This window comes from Gammaproteobacteria bacterium, from assembly GCA_022340215.1.
GTDB lineage: Bacteria > Pseudomonadota > Gammaproteobacteria > JAJDOJ01 > JAJDOJ01 > JAJDOJ01.
Genome location: JAJDOJ010000148.1, coordinates 1 through 20,303 on the forward strand (window position 1 = coordinate 1; position 20,303 = coordinate 20,303).

21 protein-coding genes and 1 other RNA gene are annotated in these 20,303 nt (G+C 63.0%); 13 read left to right on the forward strand and 9 right to left on the reverse strand.

Annotated elements, in window-relative coordinates:
* Nucleotides 1-168: 168 nt before the first annotated feature.
* Nucleotides 169-654, reverse strand: a complete 486-nt coding sequence (locus LJE91_10510; GenBank protein MCG6869124.1) for an FKBP-type peptidyl-prolyl cis-trans isomerase — start codon at nt 652-654, stop codon at nt 169-171.
* Between the two features lie 97 nt (nt 655-751).
* Here LJE91_10510 and LJE91_10515 point away from each other — a divergent pair, with 97 nt between their 5' ends.
* Entirely contained in the window at nt 752-1,480 is a 729-nt protein-coding gene (locus tag LJE91_10515) for a hypothetical protein (protein MCG6869125.1), read from the forward strand.
* A gap of 99 nt (nt 1,481-1,579) precedes the next feature.
* Here the strand turns inward: LJE91_10515 and LJE91_10520 are convergent, their stop codons facing one another.
* Nucleotides 1,580-1,984, reverse strand: a complete 405-nt coding sequence (locus tag LJE91_10520; protein MCG6869126.1) for a GNAT family N-acetyltransferase — start codon at nt 1,982-1,984, stop codon at nt 1,580-1,582.
* A gap of 161 nt (nt 1,985-2,145) precedes the next feature.
* Nucleotides 2,146-2,976, reverse strand: a complete 831-nt coding sequence (locus LJE91_10525; GenBank protein MCG6869127.1) for an alpha/beta hydrolase — start codon at nt 2,974-2,976, stop codon at nt 2,146-2,148.
* Between the two features lie 277 nt (nt 2,977-3,253).
* On the opposite strand from LJE91_10525, the gene LJE91_10530 reads away from it, so the two are divergent.
* Nucleotides 3,254-4,132 carry a tetratricopeptide repeat protein gene (locus tag LJE91_10530; protein MCG6869128.1) on the forward strand — a complete coding sequence of 293 codons (879 nt, stop codon included), beginning with the start codon at nt 3,254-3,256 and terminating at the stop codon, nt 4,130-4,132.
* 41 nt (nt 4,133-4,173) lie between these two features.
* On the opposite strand, the gene LJE91_10535 is transcribed toward LJE91_10530, so the two are convergent.
* Entirely contained in the window at nt 4,174-4,704 is a 531-nt protein-coding gene (locus LJE91_10535; GenBank protein MCG6869129.1) for a PAS domain-containing protein, read from the reverse strand.
* A 722-nt stretch (nt 4,705-5,426) separates the two neighbouring features.
* Here LJE91_10535 and LJE91_10540 point away from each other — a divergent pair.
* The 4 genes from LJE91_10540 (at nt 5,427) to LJE91_10555 (ending at nt 9,411) form a co-directional block, all read left to right on the forward strand.
* Nucleotides 5,427-5,582: a hypothetical protein gene (locus LJE91_10540; protein MCG6869130.1), complete on the forward strand. Its 156-nt coding sequence runs from the start codon at nt 5,427-5,429 to the stop codon at nt 5,580-5,582.
* Nucleotides 5,570-5,833 carry a hypothetical protein gene (locus LJE91_10545; GenBank protein ID MCG6869131.1) on the forward strand — a complete coding sequence of 88 codons (264 nt, stop codon included), beginning with the start codon at nt 5,570-5,572 and terminating at the stop codon, nt 5,831-5,833. Before LJE91_10540 ends, LJE91_10545 begins: the two co-directional genes overlap by 13 nt.
* A 56-nt stretch (nt 5,834-5,889) precedes the next feature.
* A complete protein-coding gene (acs, locus tag LJE91_10550; protein ID MCG6869132.1) occupies nt 5,890-7,827 on the forward strand; it encodes an acetate--CoA ligase in 1,938 nt (645 codons plus the stop codon).
* A 471-nt stretch (nt 7,828-8,298) separates the two neighbouring features.
* Nucleotides 8,299-9,411 carry a porin gene (locus LJE91_10555; protein ID MCG6869133.1) on the forward strand — a complete coding sequence of 371 codons (1,113 nt, stop codon included), beginning with the start codon at nt 8,299-8,301 and terminating at the stop codon, nt 9,409-9,411.
* A 237-nt stretch (nt 9,412-9,648) separates the two neighbouring features.
* On the opposite strand, the gene rpiA is transcribed toward LJE91_10555, so the two are convergent.
* Complete coding sequence (gene rpiA / locus LJE91_10560) at nt 9,649-10,305, reverse strand: ribose-5-phosphate isomerase RpiA (protein ID MCG6869134.1); 657 nt, start codon at nt 10,303-10,305, stop codon at nt 9,649-9,651.
* Between the two features lie 212 nt (nt 10,306-10,517).
* Between rpiA and ilvA the strand changes: the two genes are divergently transcribed.
* Nucleotides 10,518-12,032, forward strand: a complete 1,515-nt coding sequence (ilvA, locus tag LJE91_10565) for a threonine ammonia-lyase, biosynthetic (GenBank protein MCG6869135.1) — start codon at nt 10,518-10,520, stop codon at nt 12,030-12,032.
* Between the two features lie 127 nt (nt 12,033-12,159).
* Here the strand turns inward: ilvA and LJE91_10570 are convergent, their stop codons facing one another.
* The 4 genes from LJE91_10570 to LJE91_10585 form a co-directional block, all read right to left on the reverse strand.
* Nucleotides 12,160-12,612 carry an EVE domain-containing protein gene (locus tag LJE91_10570; protein MCG6869136.1) on the reverse strand — a complete coding sequence of 151 codons (453 nt, stop codon included), beginning with the start codon at nt 12,610-12,612 and terminating at the stop codon, nt 12,160-12,162.
* Between the two features lie 99 nt (nt 12,613-12,711).
* A non-coding RNA gene (gene ssrS / locus LJE91_10575) (6S RNA) lies at nt 12,712-12,894 on the reverse strand.
* 28 nt (nt 12,895-12,922) lie between these two features.
* Nucleotides 12,923-13,240 carry a cell division protein ZapA gene (locus tag LJE91_10580; GenBank protein ID MCG6869137.1) on the reverse strand — a complete coding sequence of 106 codons (318 nt, stop codon included), beginning with the start codon at nt 13,238-13,240 and terminating at the stop codon, nt 12,923-12,925.
* Entirely contained in the window at nt 13,237-13,470 is a 234-nt protein-coding gene (locus tag LJE91_10585; protein MCG6869138.1) for a TIGR02449 family protein, read from the reverse strand. Before LJE91_10585 ends, LJE91_10580 begins: the two co-directional genes overlap by 4 nt.
* Nucleotides 13,471-13,606: 136 nt before the next feature.
* Between LJE91_10585 and LJE91_10590 the strand changes: the two genes are divergently transcribed.
* The 6 genes from LJE91_10590 to LJE91_10615 all read left to right on the forward strand — a co-directional run bounded on the left by LJE91_10590 (nt 13,607) and on the right by LJE91_10615 (nt 20,270).
* A complete protein-coding gene (locus tag LJE91_10590; GenBank protein MCG6869139.1) occupies nt 13,607-14,170 on the forward strand; it encodes a UPF0149 family protein in 564 nt (187 codons plus the stop codon).
* A gap of 34 nt (nt 14,171-14,204) precedes the next feature.
* Nucleotides 14,205-15,515, forward strand: a complete 1,311-nt coding sequence (gene pepP / locus LJE91_10595) for a Xaa-Pro aminopeptidase (protein MCG6869140.1) — start codon at nt 14,205-14,207, stop codon at nt 15,513-15,515.
* A 70-nt stretch (nt 15,516-15,585) separates the two neighbouring features.
* Nucleotides 15,586-16,830: a 2-octaprenyl-6-methoxyphenyl hydroxylase gene (gene ubiH / locus LJE91_10600; GenBank protein ID MCG6869141.1), complete on the forward strand. Its 1,245-nt coding sequence runs from the start codon at nt 15,586-15,588 to the stop codon at nt 16,828-16,830.
* Nucleotides 16,827-18,038, forward strand: coding sequence for a UbiH/UbiF/VisC/COQ6 family ubiquinone biosynthesis hydroxylase (locus LJE91_10605; GenBank protein ID MCG6869142.1), 1,212 nt, complete (start codon nt 16,827-16,829; stop codon nt 18,036-18,038). Before ubiH ends, LJE91_10605 begins: the two co-directional genes overlap by 4 nt.
* A 226-nt stretch (nt 18,039-18,264) precedes the next feature.
* Nucleotides 18,265-18,714 carry a hypothetical protein gene (locus LJE91_10610; GenBank protein ID MCG6869143.1) on the forward strand — a complete coding sequence of 150 codons (450 nt, stop codon included), beginning with the start codon at nt 18,265-18,267 and terminating at the stop codon, nt 18,712-18,714.
* The gene (locus tag LJE91_10615) at nt 18,711-20,270 is read left to right on the forward strand and encodes a hypothetical protein (GenBank protein ID MCG6869144.1); all 1,560 of its coding nucleotides are present in this window, start codon (nt 18,711-18,713) and stop codon (nt 20,268-20,270) included. The genes LJE91_10610 and LJE91_10615 overlap by 4 nt, the downstream gene beginning before the upstream one ends.
* The last annotated feature ends 33 nt before the right edge of the window (nt 20,271-20,303 follow it).

Genomic DNA, 20,303 nt, shown 5'->3' on the forward strand with positions numbered 1-20,303 from the left:
CTACTGCGCTGATGGGAGCTCGGCTCAAATGCCCCCGATTTTTCGTTGCGTAGGCCCACTATGCGCCTCAAAATCGTGAACATTCGATCTCGCTCTCCCATCATGCTCGCTACGATCACCTAAGTCCGACAGGCTCCTAGGTAGAGGAAGAGCCCTTTAGCCGATAGCCTAATGCAGTTGTGGTCCAGCGGGTGTGCCGGCGTGCTGAATCTCTTCTTGAGTCGCGTCGCGAATGTCGCGGACCTCGATATGAAAGACGAGCGTCTTACCCGCCAGTGGATGGTTTCCGTCGACCGTGAGCTTGCCGTTCTCGATCCTTGACACGAAGAACTGCCGGGTTTCTCCCTGTTCGTTCTGCATCTCGACCTCCGCACCAACGTGACGGAACTGCTCCGGTACGTTGGCGATGTCATCCGTGAACGTCAGTTCTCGGTGGTGTGGACCGAATCCTTCCTCGGGAGTCATCTCCACCTCCACGCGATCTCCGACCCGATGACTCAGCATGGCGGCCTCGATCTTCTCGAACACGCCACTATCCGCACCGTGAACGTAGCTGACGGGCACGTCGATCTGCTCCACCACTCTCCCGTCCCGATCGGTAATGGAATAGGTGAACTGAACGAGTTTGTGCCTTCCCACTCGCTGCTGCGACACGCAATCTCTCCTTCCTCAGAACCAGGGCTGACGCTCGGCCAATATGCGATAATAACGCAGACCAAAGCTGCCCAACCACCCACCACGTCCGCAAGTCATGGCCCGCGTTCCCCTCACCATCAGCGAAGCCCGATCCGAGTTCGGAGAACTCACCGCGCAACTCGCCGGTCTGCGCAGGCGCGCCGCCGGCTCCGCCCCTATCCAGGCGCCACACGAAGTTCTCGATGGTATCTCCCGGTTTCTGGAGATCGCCGAACGCGCCGAAGGCGTGGGCAATGGAGAATTGGATCACGAGGACATCGGTCGCCTGGGCGAGTACGGTCTCGACCTGATCTCGAGCCTGGACCTCCGGCTGCGGGAGAACGGCCAGGCACGCCTGCGGGCCCGTCTGCGGCCCCTGACACTGTCGGTCACCGGCTGGATCGTGCGCTGTGGCGGACAGGTCCAGGCGCTCGAGCCCGTGGTCAATGCGCTCGCCGAAGAGGCGAATCACCAGTCGGACCCTGAGGGACTTCGCCAGATCGAGGCACTGATGTCCGGTGTCCTCGAGGCCTGTCCGGACTACGTTCGCAACGATCTGGAACAGATCAACCCCGTCCGCCCCTGGCGTATCCTGCACCTGAACCGCAGTATCACCGCCACACGGACCTGCGATCCGGCAACAATGGAACGTGCGTTCGACGATTTCATCCAGGCGCTGCCGAACGAGGCGTCCCGCTTCTTTACCGAGGGCATGGGAGAGATGGATCGACTGGGCTATCCGCCCCGGGTCCGTCAGGTCATGCTGCGCTATTACGACCGTTTTGCACGCAAACGGATGAACTAAGGCGATTGCCGGAAAATCACATACCGGATCGCGCCGGATTTTAGCAGGATGGTATGTCATTTGACAGAAATCGCCTAAGCCCTCCGCCGGAAGGCCCCCTCATTTCCAGATCATCATGCCCGGGCTGTCATCGGGAAACGGCACGAATCCGTAACGGGCGTAGAATTGTTCCAGACCCGGCGCCGACATCAGGCCGATAAAGGCCCCGGGCCCCGCCTCGGCATCCAGGTAATCCCGTAGCCGCGCCATAATGACCCCGCCCAGTCCCCGCCGCTGGAAGTCCGGGTGTACGAGGATGTCCTGGACATAGAAGTACACACCACCGTCGCCGACGACTCGGCCGCAACCGACGGCCTTGCCGTCATGCTCGGCGCACACGGCGAACAGCGAACACTCGAGTGCCGGGGATACCACCTCCGGCGAGAATCCGTGCCAACCGACCGCCTCGCGCAGATCGAGATATTCCCGCGCCGAAGGCGCACGATCGACATAGGTCACTGCCATGGTGAACGGCGACCGCTCGCGCCTCCGTCACGCGTTCCCCGAGGGGAAAACGCCGGAAAGGGGCGATTCCGACCTGACGTCCACCACGATGCCCTCCAGCGGGATCTCCCCGCTGGCGATGTGGGGCAGAAGCTCTCCCACGACCTTTTGTATGGTCAGCATCAGACCCGCCTCAGGGATGCCAGGATGTGGAGCAGCATCTCCCCGTCGCCGGCGGTGAGACCGTGCCCCTCGTCGGAATAGATCGTTCGCGCCCTGCCGCGCAGCGCAATCACGCCGTTCAGATCCTGGCTCCATTCCGGCACCACCATATCCCCCATTCCCAGCACGCCGCTGTCCTTGCGACGCACCACCGACACGTAGACCGCTTCGGGGTGCGGCTGGCGGTTCAACCAGCCGATCAGGTTGCCGGGGTTCTCCCGCGCAAGGTCGTAGTAGAGCCCCTGGGAGCGGTTCAGAACGCCCGCCCCGAGCATCGGCGCGATCCAGCCCAGAGGGCTCTGGCCCGCCATCAGTCCGATCTCCGCGCTCTCGGTGCCGCGGTTCGGACTGGCGATCGTCACCAGCAGCGAGACCGGGGTTTCGGGGTGGCGCACCATATAGAGTCTCGCGACCACACCACCGGCCGAATGCCCCGCCAGGGCGAGCGAGTCGTCCGGATAGCGGGCCTGCAGGCGGGTGACATAGGCCGAAAGCACACGCTCCTGCACCATCATCGGTGCCTCGGTCGGCAGATCGATGGTGACGAAGCGCCGACCCTGGTCAGCCGAACCGTCAAGCCCCACAACCTGCCCGCCCCTGAGCGACAGTACCCCCGCATCGGCCCAGCCGGACCGTTGGAGCTGGCGCGTCGCGCCCGTTTCACGCCAGGCATTGCCGGAGCCCAGATAACCCTGAAGCAGGATCAGGGTCTGCGCCTTCAGAGGGCCGCAGATCGTGAGGACAAACAGCGCCAAAGCGGCCACGATCAGACGTTTCAGGGTTCCATCCATACTTGAGATACCTCGATACCTCTTCCTGGGCGAACCCTGTGGGATTCACACAAGATCCTGATGACAAGTTCCCGCCCTGCCGGGCTCGAACATGATACGCCAGCCAAGTCGGTAACGGCCGCGACGATCCGTAGATCTGACCAGCCATGATATAATACCCGTCACGGACAGGTTTTCCCGGCACACACGCCCCGTCCGGTGGCGTCATTCTTCGCGGCGGGCTGCTAGAATATGCGACCGTCCCACTTGGTTGTAGCCCGATCCGGGAAATCCGTTAATGCCCCAACCATCCCAAACCGGCACCCCGCACATCGTCGAAGGGATACGACACAACTTCGACCAGATCGTGCTGGCGAACTCGCGGGTTGGACCCGTGCTGGTCAACTACTGGTCACGCGGCGCCGGTCCGTGCCTGCGGCTGTTCCCGGTGCTCGAGGCGCTGGTCGCGGATTTCGGTGGTCGGCTGCTGCTGGTCAATATCGACACGGACAAGGAGGGCGGCCTGGCGCGGGAATACGGGGTCACCAGTGTCCCGACGATGAAGCTGTTTCGCGATCGCGAGATCGTGGAAACGATCCACGGCTACCAGTCGGACCGCAATCTGAGGACGATCCTCGGCCGGCACATCGCCCCACCCGACGGCGAGCCCGTCCGGAACGCCCTCATAACCTACCACCGGGGCGATCGCGAACTCGGCATGCAGCAACTCGCCGAGGCGGCGGTCAACGACCCGTCGGATGCCCGCGCGCCCCTGACGATGGCAAAGCTCCTGTGGCAGGAAGACAGGCCGCAGGAGGCGCATCGCCTGCTCTCCGCCTCCCCCGCGGCGGTCAAGGAGGACTCCGAGGTCCGGGACCTGGCGGCGCACCTGGAGTTCGTCGTCACGGCACGCGACGCCCCCGATGCCGCAAGCCTCGCCGAACGCATCCGTGAAGCGCCGGGCGACCTGGAAGCCCGATTCCAGCTCGCCTCGGTCAGACTGCTGGGAGACGATATCGATGGCGCGCTGACGCTGTTGATAGAGATTCTGGAGAAAAACCGGACCTTCAGGAACGGGGCCGCCCTGCGCGGCGCGCATGCGCTGTTCAGGATGCTGGGGAAGGACAACGAACTGACAACCCGCTTCCGAGGCAGACTGGGGCGCTCTTTGGCATGAAGCGCCGTTTTGCCGAATCCGGCCCGGCGGGGCAGGTCAGATCACACCAGTGCGGGCTCGTCCGTTCCCTTCCAGCGACGGCCGGACTCGGCCGAAGAGGCGATTCGGCGCATCAACCTGCGGGTCGGGGTCGCATCCCTGAAGATCAAGATCGCCCCGTGCAGCTCGTCCGCCGACCCGCGCAACGGAGATGCAGTGCCAGCGAGCGGGATCCGCCTGCCCCCCTCGGCGACTAATACATCGTCGTTACCCGTGATTTCCATCTCGCCGCTGGCCAGACAGGCCGACAACGGATCGAGGACCGTCCGGCCCATACTCTCGTTCAGGACGGAGAACCGACAGTTGAACGAACTTCCGACCAGTTGCTCGGGTTTGTACCCGGTCAGATCGGCGCAGGGTCCGTTCAAATAGTGGATCAGGCCGTTGACATCGGTGCAGATCACCGCTTCATCGGCGCTCGCAACCGACAAACCGGCGCCATGGTGGCGGTGGAACCAATGGCGTAAGACCTCTGACGGTGCGCAAATCTCGGCACCCAGGCAGATAACGCCCTCCGGGCAACATCCAAACATAGGCATTTTCCCTTGGTGGCCGCAAGCAGCCGCTTTTTTAATGAATTAATTCTCCGAATAGCGATCTCGTCTCCGATTCGGACTCCGCTTCAGGGCGGCGTTATGCTATGCCACTCTATCTGAGTTCAAATGCTATGCCTATTGTGGGAAATGCGTATCCCGCAATGGCACCGACCGGCCACCGGGTGCCAACGACCGATCAGGGACATCGGTGCTCCTTTCTTGTTTGCCGGAGGCCGGAAGGTTGAGCGTCACAACCGGCCGCGGGGGTACGACCCCGGCCTTGCCCTCGCCCTGGATCAGGGTTCCGGCAAGAATGAATATGGGCATGGATTATCAACCGATGCGAAACCCACAAGGCCGGCCGATTAGTTTTGGCGATGGCGCGTTAATCATTGTATATTCCGGCCTTTCAGGGGCCAGACCGTTCGTGTGCGTTGTGCCCGGGACTACCGGCAAGGCGTAACAACAAAGAAATCGGATGGCCTCCGGAATCGGTTTAGGGAACTGTTGTCTGTAGTCAGGCCATAACCGCGTGTACTACGCAAGAATCGCCGTTGCAGACCGAAATACGTGATGCCCAACGCCGCGCCTGGCCAGCAGAAGTTCTTCGGGCGAATCGGCGTCATCGTCATCGTGCTGGCTGCGCTGGTCGTCGCCACGACGGCGACCGACGCCCTCGTCCTCCTGGGCGGTCTCGCCGTGGCCTACGGGGTCCCGATGTGGCCGGCCCTGATCGCGGTCTGCCGGTGCCCTGGCCGACCCGCGCCGGTGTCGTCGTCGGGCCGATCCTCGGGCTGATCGCGGTAGGCATGACCGAGAGCATCGGTGCCGACATATTCGCCCTGTTCGGCATGGACCCGTTGTGGGGCCGCTGACCATTCACTCGGCGGGTTGGGGAATCCTCTTCAACCTCGGCCCGGGTGCGGCGATCGGTAACACGATCTTCTGCAATCCCAACGACACGAAGACAAAACACAAGCGCAATTCACCCGAACGGCAGCCGAACGAAATCCGACTCACCCTTTTCGTCGCTGTAGGTAATCCCGTGCCAGGCAATGGCGCCAGTGACGATGACAAAGCACCCGTCGAGCATTGGCGTCTGACCTGGGAATGGCGGGCCGATTGATGAAGTCGGTTCCCGCTATCGCAAGACCCACTGACAAATAAAAAGGAGTCCTCAAGATGTCCGACAAGAAAGTTTACCCCGTCCCGGAATCCGTTGCGTCCCGTGCCTGGATCACCGACGAGAAATACCGGGAGATGTATCGGCGATCCATCGACGACCCCGAGGGTTACTGGTCGGAACAGGCCTCCGACTTCGTCACCTGGTTCAAACCGTGGCAGAAGGTGCTGGACTGGGACTTCAACAAGGGGAACATCCGCTGGTTCGAGGGCGGCAAGCTGAACGTGTCGTGGAACTGTCTGGACCGGCACCTGGAAACACGCGGCGATCAGGTGGCCATCATCTGGGAAAGCGACGACCCGACCGTGGATCGCAAGCTCACCTACCGGGAACTGCACCACGAGGTGTGCAAGTTCGCCAACGCCCTCAAGGAGCGGGGTGTCGCCAGGGGCGACCGGGTGTCCATCTACATGCCGATGATCCCCGAGGTCGCGGTGGCCATGCTCGCCTGCACCCGGATCGGCGCCGTACACTCCATTGTCTTTGGCGGTTTCTCCCCCGAGGCGCTCAAGGATCGCATCCTGGACTCCGATTGCCGAGTGGTGATTACCGCCGACGAGGGGGTGCGCGGCGGCAGGCCTGTACCCTTGAAGGCCAATACCGACAAGGCCCTGCTGGATTGCCCCAACGTCCATACCGTGGTCACGGTCAGGCATACCGGCGGCGACATTCCCTGGCACGACACACGTGACCTCTGGTATCACGAGGCCATGCACAAGGCCTCCCCGGAATGTCAGGCCGAGGAGATGGACGCCGAGGATCCCCTGTTCATCCTCTACACCTCGGGGTCGACCGGCAAACCCAAGGGCGTGCTGCACACCACCGGCGGTTACCTGCTCTATTGCGCCATCACGCACAAGTACGTCTTCGACTACCACGACGGGGACATCTACTGGTGTACCGCGGACGTGGGCTGGGTCACCGGGCATTCCTATATCGTCTACGGACCCATGGCCAACGGTGCAACGACCCTGATGTTCGAGGGAGTGCCGACCTACCCCGATGGCGGCCGGTTCTGGCAGGTGGTCGATAAGCACCGGGTCAACACCTTCTATACCGCCCCCACCGCGATCCGCGCATTGATGGGGCTGGGCGACGAACCGGTCAAAAAGTCCTCCCGGTCCAGCCTTCGGCTGCTGGGCAGCGTCGGCGAGCCGATCAATCCCGAGGCCTGGGAGTGGTACCACGACGTGGTCGGCGACGGGCGCTGCCCCATCGTCGACACCTGGTGGCAGACCGAAACCGGCGGCATCCTGATCACGCCGCTACCCGGCGCCACGGCACTGAAACCGGGTTCGGCGACACGGCCTTTCTTCGGTATCGTCCCCGCCCTGCTCGACGAGCAGGGCGACACGCTCGAGGGCGCGACCAGCGGCAACCTCGTGATCACCCGGCCCTGGCCCGGCCAGATGCGAACCGTGTACGGGGACCACGAGCGTTTCGTTGACACCTATTTCAAGATGTACCCGGGCTACTATTTCACCGGCGACGGATGCCGGCGGGACGAGGATGGCTACTACTGGATCACCGGCAGGGTCGACGATGTCCTCAACGTCTCCGGGCACCGCATGGGGACCGCCGAGGTGGAAAGCGCCCTGGTGCTTCACGAACAGGTGGCCGAAGCCGCCGTGGTAGGCTACCCGCACGACATCAAGGGCCAGGGGATCTATGCCTACGTCACGCTGATGAGGGGGGTCGAACCGACGGACGCGCTGAAGAAGGAGCTGGTGTCCCTGGTGCGCAGCGAGATTGGACCCTTCGCCGCTCCCGACGTGATCCAGTGGGCGCCGGGGCTCCCCAAGACCCGCTCCGGCAAGATCATGCGGCGCATCCTGCGCAAGGTGGCAGCGAACGAGCTGGACTCGCTGGGCGACACCTCGACGCTGGCGGACCCCTCGGTCGTCGAAGACCTGATTGGAGATCGGGCCAACAAATAGCCGTTGCCCTGCGGGCCCGGATGGCGGCGGATGCCAATTCCCCCCCACCCGGCCCCGAAACCCACCCCGCCGGCGTACCGGTACTGCCCGATCCTTTACGTGTTGCATATATACCACATTCCGGCTCGGGCGCTGCCATGGAAGGACCCGTCAGGTTCATGGGCGCAAAAACCACACGACGCACTTCGGATGGGGATGCGAATCCCGCCACATTTCGATCTATCTTTCGTCCCATTTGTGCTACACTGCGTGTACAAAAACGACAAATTACTCGGTGTTCCCAGGAAAAAGTGTGACTCCTATCACGAGAATATGGCCACTGGGTTTGAGTCGTTGTTGTTTATTCGCACATGTGTTGCATTTTTGAATGCGTGTTGTAAACTAGGACCATGTCGGTCGTGGCGGCCAACGTCGCACCACATAGTACTTAAGCAGTTTTTGAAATACTAATATTCACGCAGGAGAACCCTCATGAAGAAGAATCTGCTCGCAATCGCCGTCGCCGGCGCGATGGCAGTACCCACCTCGGGTTTCGCCGCGGCTGGCCCGACCCTCTACGGTCAGGCACACATTTCCCTGGACTACATCGACAACAGCGAGACCAACGCGCTGCGCACCTCGAGCAACACCTCGCGCTTCGGCGTCAAGGGCGCCCAGGAACTGAGCGACAGCCTGTCGGCCATCTACCTGTTCGAATGGGAGGTCGATATGGGCAATGGTAGTAATGCGGGCCTCAGTAATCGTAACCAGTACGCCGGCTTCAAGCACGACGCCTTCGGCACCCTGGTCATGGGCCGTCACGACACCCCGACCAAGGTCATCGGCCGCAAGGTCGACCTGTTCTGGAGTAGCCAGCTCGGTCAGAACCGCGCCATCACCGCGGGTAACTTCTCCGACGCGCGCGCCAACCAGGTCGTCGGCTACATCTCCCCGGACTTCGGCCCCGTACACGTGTTTGCCGCCTATATTGCCAACCTCGGTGGCGTCACCACCGCAACCGGCGGTCAGCTGAATGACGATGACAACGACAACAACGCCATCAGCGCCGCGCTGATCTACGATCAGGGCGGCCTGTTCGCGGCGGTGAGCTACGACTGGTTCAACGACAAGGGCTTCAACCCGGCTATCACCACCGGCGGCGAAGCCGACGCCCCGCAGAACCTCCGCGTGGCGGCCAAGTACGGCTGGAACAACTTCACGGTCTCCGGCCTGTTCCAGTACAACAACAACATCCTCGGCACGGACAATAACCAGTGGCTCGCCGGTGGTGGCCTCGCCTACACGATGGGCAAGAACGTCCTGAAGGGCCAGGTCTACTATGCGGGTGAGCAGGAGAACATCGACGACACCGAGGCCCTGATGTTCGCGCTCGGCTGGGATCACAACCTGAGCAAGTCCACCGCGGCCTACATCACCCTCGCCGGTATCGCGCCCGGAAGCAACGGAGCGGCAGCCCAGGGCAACACAAACTCCACCTCTGGGGAGCTCTACAACCTCGGCGGTTCGGGCCACGGCTACCAGCTTGGAGTCGTCAGCGACGAGTTCGAGTGGGGCGTTTCCGCGGGCTACCGCATCAAGTTCTGAGTCTGTCTCCCAGGCTTAAGGCTTCACTCTGAAAAGGGGCGCCATCCGGCGCCCCTTTTTTTGTGCCCGGGATGGGAGGAAGGCCGACATGAGGCGCCGTGGGTGTCGGTCGCAGGGAAGCGACCGTCAAGCCTACAGGGAGGTATTCACGGCGTCCCACGGAGGCTCGTGTCGGCCTTCACACACCCCAGTGACGGTCCCGACTTTGCGATGTCCCAGCCGGGAGACACGCCGGCGCTACGTGAGGGTTTCCACGCCGCTGTCGTTGCCGAGGATCAGGACATCGGCCGGGCGGATCGCGAAGATCCCGACGGTGACCACACCGGGGATGTCGTTCAGTTCGTCCTCCAGCCGCGCCGGCTCCAGGATCTCGAGACCGTGCACGTCCAGGATCCGGTTGCCGTTGTCGGTGACGAAGCCCTCGCGCAGCTCCGGATTCCCTCCCCGCTTGACGATCTCCCGGGCAACGAAGCTTCGCGCCATCGGGATGACCTCGACGGGTAACGGAAACCGCCCCAGCACGCCGACGAGTTTCGATTCGTCCGCGATGCAGACGAACTTCCCGCTCGCCCCCGCGACGATCTTCTCCCGGGTCAGGGCGCCGCCCCCGCCCTTGATGAGATGCAGATGGCGCGTCGCCTCGTCCGCGCCGTCCACGTAGATCCGCAGGTCCCCGACATGATTCAGATCCAGCACCGGGATCCCGTGCCCGCGAAGCCGCTCGGCCGAGGCCTCCGAACTGGCGACCGCGCCCTCGATCTTGTGTTTGATTCGTGCCAGACCGTCAATGAAGTGGTTGGCCGTGGATCCCGTCCCGACCCCGACCACGTCGTCGACCTCGATATAGTCCAGGGCCGCTTCCGCGGCGCGCTTCTTTTTGTCGTCAGAACTCATATCCGCTCCCTCGATTCGCTGATGGCAGGGAAACTCCCGACCGAACGGCTGCGGCTCGTTTCGCCACGGCCCTCCGTTGTTTGTTAAGGGTTTCCTTAAAGAATGCGGCATAATAGCGACAGCATCCCGACTTCGCCACAAACGACATGCCGGCATCCGGGGGCTCAGCTCCACCGAATACTTCACCGCGATCCCGAGACCGACACCCGCTCATGGCGAGAGACTATCTCGAATGCATCCTCAACGCGCGCGTCTACGATGTGGCCGTGGAATCGCGCCTGGACCTCGCGCCGATGCTGTCCGCCCGCCTCGGCAATGCCGTCTACCTGAAGCGCGAGGACCTGCAATCGGTCTTTTCCTTCAAGCTGCGCGGCGCGTACAACAAGATCTTTCACCTGGATCCGGCGTTGCGCGCCAAGGGCGTGATCGCGGCATCGGCCGGGAATCACGCGCAAGGTGTCGCGCTGGCGGCCCGCAGACTGGATGTTCGAGCCGTGATCGTCATGCCTCGCACCACCCCGCCGATCAAGGTGCGTGCCGTGATATCGCTCGGGGCGCGAACCCTCCTGCATGGCGATACCTACGACGATGCCTATACCCATGCCCAGGAGCTCGCCCAGGCCCAGGACCTGACATTCATCCATCCCTACGACGACGCCGATGTGATCGCGGGCCAGGGAACCATCGGCATGGAGATCGCGAGACAACATCCGGACCCGATCGAGGCGATCTTCGTTCCCGTGGGCGGCGGCGGACTGATCGCCGGCATCGCTGCATGGTTCAAGCAGTTGCGCCCCGAGGTGAAGATCATCGGTGTCGAACCCGACGATGCCCCCTCCATGCACGAGGCTTTGCGTAAAGGCCGCCGCGTCACGCTGAACATGGTGGGCATCTTTGCCGACGGCGTGGCCGTACGCCAGGTGGGGAAAGAGACGTTCCGCATAGCGCGCAAGTATGTCGATGAGGTGATTATCGTGGATACCGACGAGATCTGCGCCGCGATCAAGGACATCTACGACGATACCCGGGCCATGTCTGAGCCGGCGGGGGCGCTCGCCGTCGCGGGAATGAAACGTTACGTCGAGCGCGAAGGGCTGCGCGACCGCGACCTGGTAGCGATCAACAGCGGCGCCAACATCAATTTCGATCGACTGCGACACGTCGCCGAACGCGCCGAACTCGGCGAGCGTGCCGAGGCCCTGCTGGCGGTCACGATTCCCGAGAAGAAGGGAAGCTTCCGCAGTTTCTGCCGTGCTATCGGCAAACGCAGCATCACGGAGTTCAACTACCGGTACTCCGACCCGAGCGACGCCACGATCTTCGCCGGCATCCATCTGACAGGCGGGGACGAGGAGCGCGACAGGATCATCTCCGGACTGCAGTCCAGGGGTTATCCGGTACTCGACATGACAGACAACGAGATGGCCAAGCTTCACGTCCGCCACATGGTCGGCGGGTCATCGACGAGCGTGGGAGACGAGGTGGTTTACCGCTTCGAATTTCCCGAGCGCCCGGGGGCGCTCCTGGAGTTTCTCACCGCACTGGGAGAGATATGGAACATCAGCCTGTTTCACTACCGCAACCACGGCGCGGCCTACGGTCGCGTTCTCGCCGGCATTCAGATCCCGGAACCGGATCGTGCTACGTTCAGGGCCACGCTGAAATCGATCGGTTACCCTTGCTGGGAAGAAACCGATAACCCGGTTTACCGCCTGTTCCTCGGCTGATACCTCATCAACCGAGGCGCCCGGCCAGGGGTTCGCCTGCATTGATTGACAGGTGCCGATTGACGGGGAACCAGACCGGTTTTCAGGGTTCGCAGGAAGGGACAGAAAGATCCGGCGTCGATTCGGATCACTCGAGACTGAGTATGTCCTCCCAGTGAGCCGCGGAGACGGGCATGACCGACAGCCGGTTTCCCTTTCTGACCAGGGCCAGGTCCGACAACTCGGCGTGTTCCTTGAGTTCCTTCAGGGTGATCGTGCGCTTGAGCTTGCGCTTGTAGCGCACGTCCACCATGAACCACCTCGGTGCCTCGGGATCGCTCTTGGGATCGAAATGCGGATCCTCCCTGTCGAACGCCGTGTGGTCGGGGTAACCCTCGCGCACGATCGAAAGGAGGCCGACGATTCCGGGCTCCGCGCAATTGGAGTGGTAAAAAAAGCCCAGATCGCCCTTGGCCATCTGCTCCCGCATCATGTTGCGGGCCTGGTAGTTGCGCACACCGTCCCAGTGAGTGACCTTGTCGCGCTTGAGGTCATCAATGCTGTACTCGTTGGGTTCCGATTTGAACAACCAGTATTGCATCAGGGCCAGGTCTGGAACTGAGAATTTCCGATCGGATGGATGCGACGATGCACCGAGGGTACCGAGTCGCAATCGGGAATTCTGCTTGAAAGGAGGGGATGCGCTCCGCGCGCGCCGACGCTAACCATCGACCTTGAACCAGAGGCTCAGGTGGGAACTTCATGTAACGTCTAAGGCTCTCCGGCGCGCGGATATGCACATCGACATCGCAATTTCATCCCCGGTGCAATTAAATAGGCTCAAGGATATACACCCGGAAGCTATCGAACACCGCAGAGGCACCCCGGCTCTGATTGTAGGCCAAAGGCCCTCAGACTTCCATCTGCCGGGAATCGTCGTCCAGCACGATATCGATACGCTCGCACAGCGATCGCAGGCGCGCGCCCACCGTGTTACCGAATTCGTCCCGACCCGCCTGCTCGTTGAGCATCTCGTTGGCGATGTTGAGGGCCACCATGACGGCGAGCCGGTCGGCGCCGATGACCTTGCCACTGTCGCGAACTTCCTTCATCCGCTGATTGAGGTAGTTGGCCGAGGCGATCAGTGAAGACTGCTCCTCGCGAGGACATCCAATACGATAATCCTTACCCAGGATGGTGACGGTGACCGATACCTGATCGGTACTCACTGCACATGCTCCATGGACTTGAGCCGATTGACCATCGCCTCCACCCGGGACTTCGCGTGCTCGTTCTTGTCGATCAGCGCGGCACGCTCGGCGACGAGATGCTCCTGCTGCTTTCTCAACAGGCGATTCTCCTCGCGATAATGATCGCAGCACCGGATCAGGTCGTTAATCCTGGCCTCGAGCCTTTGCAGCTCTTCCTCAGCACTCTGTTCAAGTGTTCGCCGGCTCATGTTGCCCCCGTCCGTCCGGTGAAGTGCCAACGCGATACCAACTGGCAGTGTAATACTAGGCGGGCTTCCCGGGACGGTCAACCGAGGCGCCTTGTGCCGTACCGGCTTGTGTGGATCGGATGGTATGATGACGCGCATGCCGATCCCCGATCATGCATCCGTCAACGAGGCCCTGGAACGGGCAGGCTCCGGTCTGGACGCATCGGAGTGCCACGGTCTGATCTGCGGGGTATTGAGTCTCGATGGGGAAGCGCCACCTGAACGATGGATGGCGGAGATCGCGCGCGACCTGGAACCGGGCGACGCGCTGGCCTCGGAGATGCTCAGGGTCGTCGAGTGCCTGGGGGAGCAGACACGGCGTCAGTTCCACGATCCGGACCTCGTCTTCCAGCTTCTGTTGCCGGATGAAGACGAACCCCTGACCGGGAGGGTCGATGCGATGAAACGCTGGAGCCTCGGCTACGGATTCGGGTTGGCGATCGCCGGACTGAAAGACCCCGCAGATCTACCGGATGACAGCGCTGAGATCGTCCGGGACATCGCGCAGTTCAGCCGCACCGCGATCGAGGACGAGGAATCCGAAGAGAACGAGGTCGCCTACACCGAACTGGTGGAATTCCTGCGGATCGGCGTGTTACTCGTACACGCGGAAGCACCGGAATCCACGCTGTGGACATCCGGTAATCCAATCCCCCATTGAGAAGCGGCATGAGGTGCCAGGAGGACCCAAGCCCATGACCCCCGGTGAATTCGTACGCAGGCGCAAGAACCTGATGCGCGCCATGGAACCGGGTTCGGTGGCGATCCTGCCCGCCGCACCCACCTGCATCCGGAATCGCGACGTCGAGCACCCTTACCGTCAGGACAGTGATTTCCTCTATCTCACCGGATTCACGGAACCGGAAGCGGTCGCGGTACTGGTGCCGGGCAGGGACCAGGGCCAGTTCATCCTGTTCTGTCGCGACAAGGACCCAGAGCAGGAGATCTGGCACGGACGACGCGCGGGTCCCGCCGCGGCCGTGACGGACTACGGTGCGGACGACAGCTTCCCTATCTCCGACATCGACGAAATCCTACCCGGACTGCTCGAAGACCGCCGCCGGGTCTACTACACCATGGGCCGGTACGGGGATTTCGATCGCCGTCTGATGGACTGGATCAACCAGATTCGCGCCAGGGTCCGTGCCGGCAGTCACGCACCGCATGAATTCGTCGCGCTCGACTACCTCGTACACGACATGCGCCTCTACAAGTCACGCAGCGAGATCGCGGCCATGAAGAAGGCGGCGGCCATCTCCGTTGCGGCCCACGAGCGCGCGATGCGGTCCTGCCGCCCCGGCAGGCACGAGTTCGAGATCGAGGCCGAATTGAGTTACGAGTTCGGTCGTCACGGCACGGTGAATTCCTACCCGTCCATCGTGGGTGGCGGCGCAAACGGCTGTATCCTGCACTATACCGAGAACAGCGACCGGCTCAACGACGGCGACCTCCTGCTGATCGACGCGGGCGCCGAATACGAGGGCTATGCCGCCGACATCACCCGAACGTTTCCAGTCAACGGCAGCTTCACGGACGCGCAGAGGGAGATCTACGAGGTCGTGCTCGCGGCACAGCTGGCGGCAATCAAGCAGGTCAAGCCGGGGAATCACTGGAACGATCCCCACAAAGCCGCCGTCAGGATACTGACAAAGGGCCTGGTCGAACTGGGTCTGCTGAAGGGCGAGCCGCGCACGCTCGTTCGCGAGGAGGCTTACCGTCGTTTCTATATGCACCGCACCGGTCACTGGCTGGGTCTCGACGTCCACGATGTCGGCGACTACCGCCTGAGCGGCCAATGGCGCCAGCTCGAGGCGGGCATGGTACTGACCATCGAACCGGGCATCTACATCCCGGCGGGATCGACGGGTGTCTCAAAACGCTGGTGGAACATCGGTGTCCGCATCGAGGACGATGTCCTGGTGACTCGAGAGGGTCACCAGGTACTGACCGACGGCCTGGTCAAGGAACCGGACGCGGTATCGGCCCTGGTGGGAGCCGGCGGCTGATGCCTGCGGCGCCGGTTTCCTTTTCGCGTCCGGGGATGACCGCAGTGCTGACCGGCGCGGCGGTGGACCCATGAGCGCCGGGAGCGAATACGACATCGCCATCGTTGGCGGGGGCATGGTGGGGGCTTCGCTGGCGTGCATGCTATCCGGCGGAAGGTGGCGAATCGCCGTCGTCGAAGCGGCGGACGCGACCGCCGGAAACACGCCCGCCTACGAAGACCGCGCGATCGCCCTCTCCCTCAGTTCGAGAAATATCCTCTCGGCGATCGGCCTTTGGGACGGTCTGGCCGGATCGGCCGCACCCGTCAGGACGATTCACGTCTCCGAACGTGGCCGGTTCGGCGCGACGCGTTTCCGTCACGAGGAGGAAGGTGTCGAGGCCCTCGGCTACGTGGCGACGGCCCGGGACATCGGCATGCTGCTGCATCGCGAGCTGGCGAACCGGTCCGATGTCTCGTTCCTGGCGCCACGGCGTGTCGTCGAACTTCATCTGACAGACGACCTGGCGAGACTTCGGTGCGAGGACAACGACGTGAAGGAACCACGGGACCTGACGGCGCGTCTGGTCGTGGCAGCGGACGGTACGGAGTCGTCGATCCGAAAACGACTGGGCATCGAGGTCGATATCGAGGACTACGGACAAACCGCGGTCGTGACCAACGTGACACCCGGGGTCCCGCACGATTTCACCGCCTTCGAACGCTTCACCCCATCGGGGCCGATGGCGCTCCTGCCACTGGACGCAGACCGAATGTCACTGGTCTGGACCCATCGCAACGACAGGGTCGGCGAGGTGCTGGCCTGGGACGACGACACCTTCCTTGACCGGCTCCAGTCCAGCTTCGGATACCGGCTGGGCAAGTTCAGGAAGGCGGGCTCGCGAAGCGCCTACCCCCTGCGCCTGGTGCGCGCCCGGCATCAGGTCGAGGGACGGATCGCCCTGCTCGGCAATGCCGCGCACAGCCTGCACCCGGTCGGCGCGCAGGGATTCAATCTGGCCTTACGGGAGATCGCCTTGCTCGCGGAGATGCTGGTGGACGAGGTAACCCTCGACGGCGACCCCGGCGATCCCGCCTTTCTCAGACGATTCGAACGCCGTTTCCGCTCGGATCTGGCGCGCACCACCCGCTTCACCGACACGCTGGCGCGGGTGTTCGTCAATCCCTGGTCGCTGTTGAAGCCGCTAAGGAGCCTGGGCCTTGTCACCCTGGACGCCGTGCCCCCGCTTCGCCATCGCTTTGCCCGAGTCGGCATGGGAATCCAGCTTCCCCTGCCGCGCCTCGCGGCCGGTATTCCGTTGAGAAACGGGCAATGAAGGTCGATATCGCGGTGTCGGGGGGCGGGATGGTGGGCGCGACATTCGCGAGCGCCTGCGCGGCCTCGGGTTTCCGTGTGGCGGTGATCGAAAACCGCGAACCGCCGCCGTTCAGGGATGCGGCGCCATTCGACCTTCGGGTCTCCGCCATCAGCCCCGGCACCGAGACGGTGTTCAGGACGCTGGGCGTCTGGCCCCTGATCGAGGCGCGCAGGACCTGCATCTACCGGCGCATGCACGTCAGGGATGCCGCCGGGCGCGGCGCAATCACCTTCGAGGCCGCGAAACTGGGACACTCGCATCTCGGCCATATCATCGAGAACCCGGTGATTCAGGATGCACTGCGACAGCGACTGAAGACGCAGGATACCGTCCACTGGTTGTGTCCGAATTCCCTGCGGGGATTCGAGGTCACCCCCGAAGCGGTCAACGTGGGACTGGACGACGGTAGGCGCATCGAGGCCAGACTGCTGGTCGGCGCGGACGGGGCACGATCCCCGACTCGACTACTGGCGGGGATCGGTTTCGAGTCCCGCGACTACCTTCAACGCGCCGTCGTGGCGACGGTGGAGACCGAGCACCCCCATTCGGGCACCACATACCAGCGCTTCCTCCCGAACGGACCGGTCGCGATGCTGCCCCTGGGCAAACGGCATTGTTCGATCGTATGGACGACGAGCGAAGGACAGGCGCGACGTCTGCTCGAGATGTCGGAAGGGGAATTCTGCGACCGTCTTTACGAGGCGAGCGAAGGTTACCTCGGGTCGATTCTCGGCACAGGCAGGCGAGCGGGCTTCCCGCTGCGTGGGGGACAGGCCCGGCCCTATGTCAGACCGCGCGTCGCGCTGGCGGGCGATGCCGCGCACACCATCCATCCGCTCGCGGGCCAGGGCGTGAATCTGGGGATCATGGATGCCGCCACCCTGGCGGAGATCCTGGCCGGATCCACCCGTGATATCGGACACATCGCCACATTGCGTCGCTACGAGCGGACCCGCAGGGGTGACAATGAATTGATGATGCGTGCGATGGAAGGTTTCAACCTCCTGTTCGCGAGCACCCTGCCGCCGGTCACATGGATTCGCAGCGCAGGACTGTCGCTCACGGATGCCCTATCCCCCGTCAAGTCCCTGTTCATGCGGGTTGCGATGGACATCTCCGGAGAACGCCCCAGGCTCGCCCGCGGTTTGCCAATCACCTCACGGTAATCCCCCCGCCCGGGAGATACGATGACGCATCGACAAGGGGCCACAGGGCCCCCGGGCCGGCTGAAGGACTCACACCCGGTTGAATGTTCCCCGCCGGAAAGCGGAGATCGCCCGGCCGGGCGCCTCGTCCCCCTGACCCCGAAGTCGGAATTCCGCCGATCCTGTGACAAAATCGGTGCCATTCGTAGTTCACTTCAGCGTGGCGCCTGCCACCCGAGGGATAGCAATGATCGTCAGGACCGACCACCGAATCCAACCGTCAGTCGGATGTCTCCAGGCACGGTCCCGCCTGTCGCTCATCTGTCTCTGCGGGCTGCTCGCAGCCTGCACCGATCCGCCGGCCGAATCCACCGAGCCTGCGCAACCGCGCATCGAGAACCCCCAATCCGAGCGATCGACCCCTGCCATGAGGGTCTTTGTCGATCCGCAGACTGGTGAACTGCTGCCACCACAGCCCGAAGCGGAGAATCCCGCCGAAGCGGCCGAGGAAGATCAACCGGCGCTTGAAAACAATCGCGAATCGCTGCACGAACCGGTCACCTGGCCGGACGGTACGGTGTCCGTGCGCCCGGAACCGTCGAGTGTCCCGTATCACGGGATCAGCACCTGCCCGGACGGCTCGATTGCCGAGCAGTGCGCGGGTGACACCCCCGAATACCCTGGCGAGGACCGATGAGCCGCACGCGGACTCTCGGCAGGCTGGCGAATGCCGCTATCCTGGCGGCCGGGATCTTCGCCGGAACCAGCGGGCTGGCGGCCGATTTCACGATCCGCTACCTCGACGAACCTGGCAAGGGTTTCAATGACACCACCCCGATACTACCGGTGCCCGGAAACCCGGGGAACACCCTGGGTCAGCAGCGCCGCAATGTCATGAACCACGCCGTCACCGTCTGGGGCGACGTATTGGCGAGCGAGGTCGAGATCGTCGTCGATGCGTCGTTTTCGGACACCCTCGAGTGCACGTCAGACATGGCCGTGCTCGGCGGCGCAACCACCTCCATCCTGCTCTCGAATTTCTACGGTGCCCCCGAACCCGACACCTGGTACCCAGCCGCGCTGGCCGATGCGCTCGCCGGTAAGGATCTGTGCTCGGAACCGGGAAGCCGTTGTGCCGGGGAGGGAGACCTCGTCGCCGTATTCAACCGCAAACTCGACGATGATCCCGAGTGTCTGAACAATGCACGAAGCTGGTATTACGGTCTGGACCATCAGCCCGGGAGCACCGGTCTTGACTTCCTCAACGTCCTCCTCCACGAAATTGCACACGGGCTCGGTTTCCAGACATTCACCAACGAACTCACCGGCGGCTATTTCCGGAATCGACCCACGGTCTTCGACCGCTACGTTCGTGACCTGTCGAACCAGCAGACCTGGGTGCAGATGACGGCCGAACAGCGTGCCATCTCCGCTACCAATACAGGAAATGTGATCTGGGACGGCGAGGCGGTCGCCGCGGCCGCTTCGAACCTGATTGCCGGGAAGGCCGGCGGCGGCGTCGTCCTGCATACGCCCGATCCGCCTCGCCCGGGATCTTCCCTCTCACACTGGGATACCGAACTCGCCCCCAACGCCTTGATGGAACCCCGCCTCTCGGCCGACCTGAGATCTTCCACCAACCTCGATCTCACGCCTTGCGTACTCAAGGATCTGGGTTGGGAACTCGCAGGTGGTGGAAGCTGCGCTGAGGACGTTCCGGCCTATGCGGAAATCCTGGTCTCATCCAGCGCACTTGACCTGGGTAGAACCGTACCGGGAAGAGCCACGAGTTTCGGCGTGCGGGTCGAGAATCCCGGTAAGGCACCGCTGCAAATCGGGCTGAGGGGAGAATCGGACGGACCTGACGCCCCGTTCTCCATCGCTTCCGATACCTGCAGCGGGCTGGCCCTCGCACAAGGCGAGGGTTGCGTCCTGGAGGTCCTGTTTGCCCCGACGCAGACCGGAACCTTTGATGGGAAGTTCGTGATTCCCTCGAACGATCCATCCAATCCGGCCTTGCCGATCACGCTGACCGCCAGCGCGGATAACGGTGATACTGCGGCTGGATCCGGTGAACCCACAACCGGTGGCACGGGCAACGAGGTCACAAATGTACCAGAAGAGTCTTCCGATAGCGTCGGCGGTACGGGTGGCGGCGGGGCGTTGTTCGCGCTGCTCCCGCTGCTTCTCCCCCTGGGAATGAGACGTGGCACCCGACACCGGGAAGGCGTGCGGGGGCTCCGGATCGGGTAACGGGAAGCGGTTTACAAAGCAGGTTAACGGTTG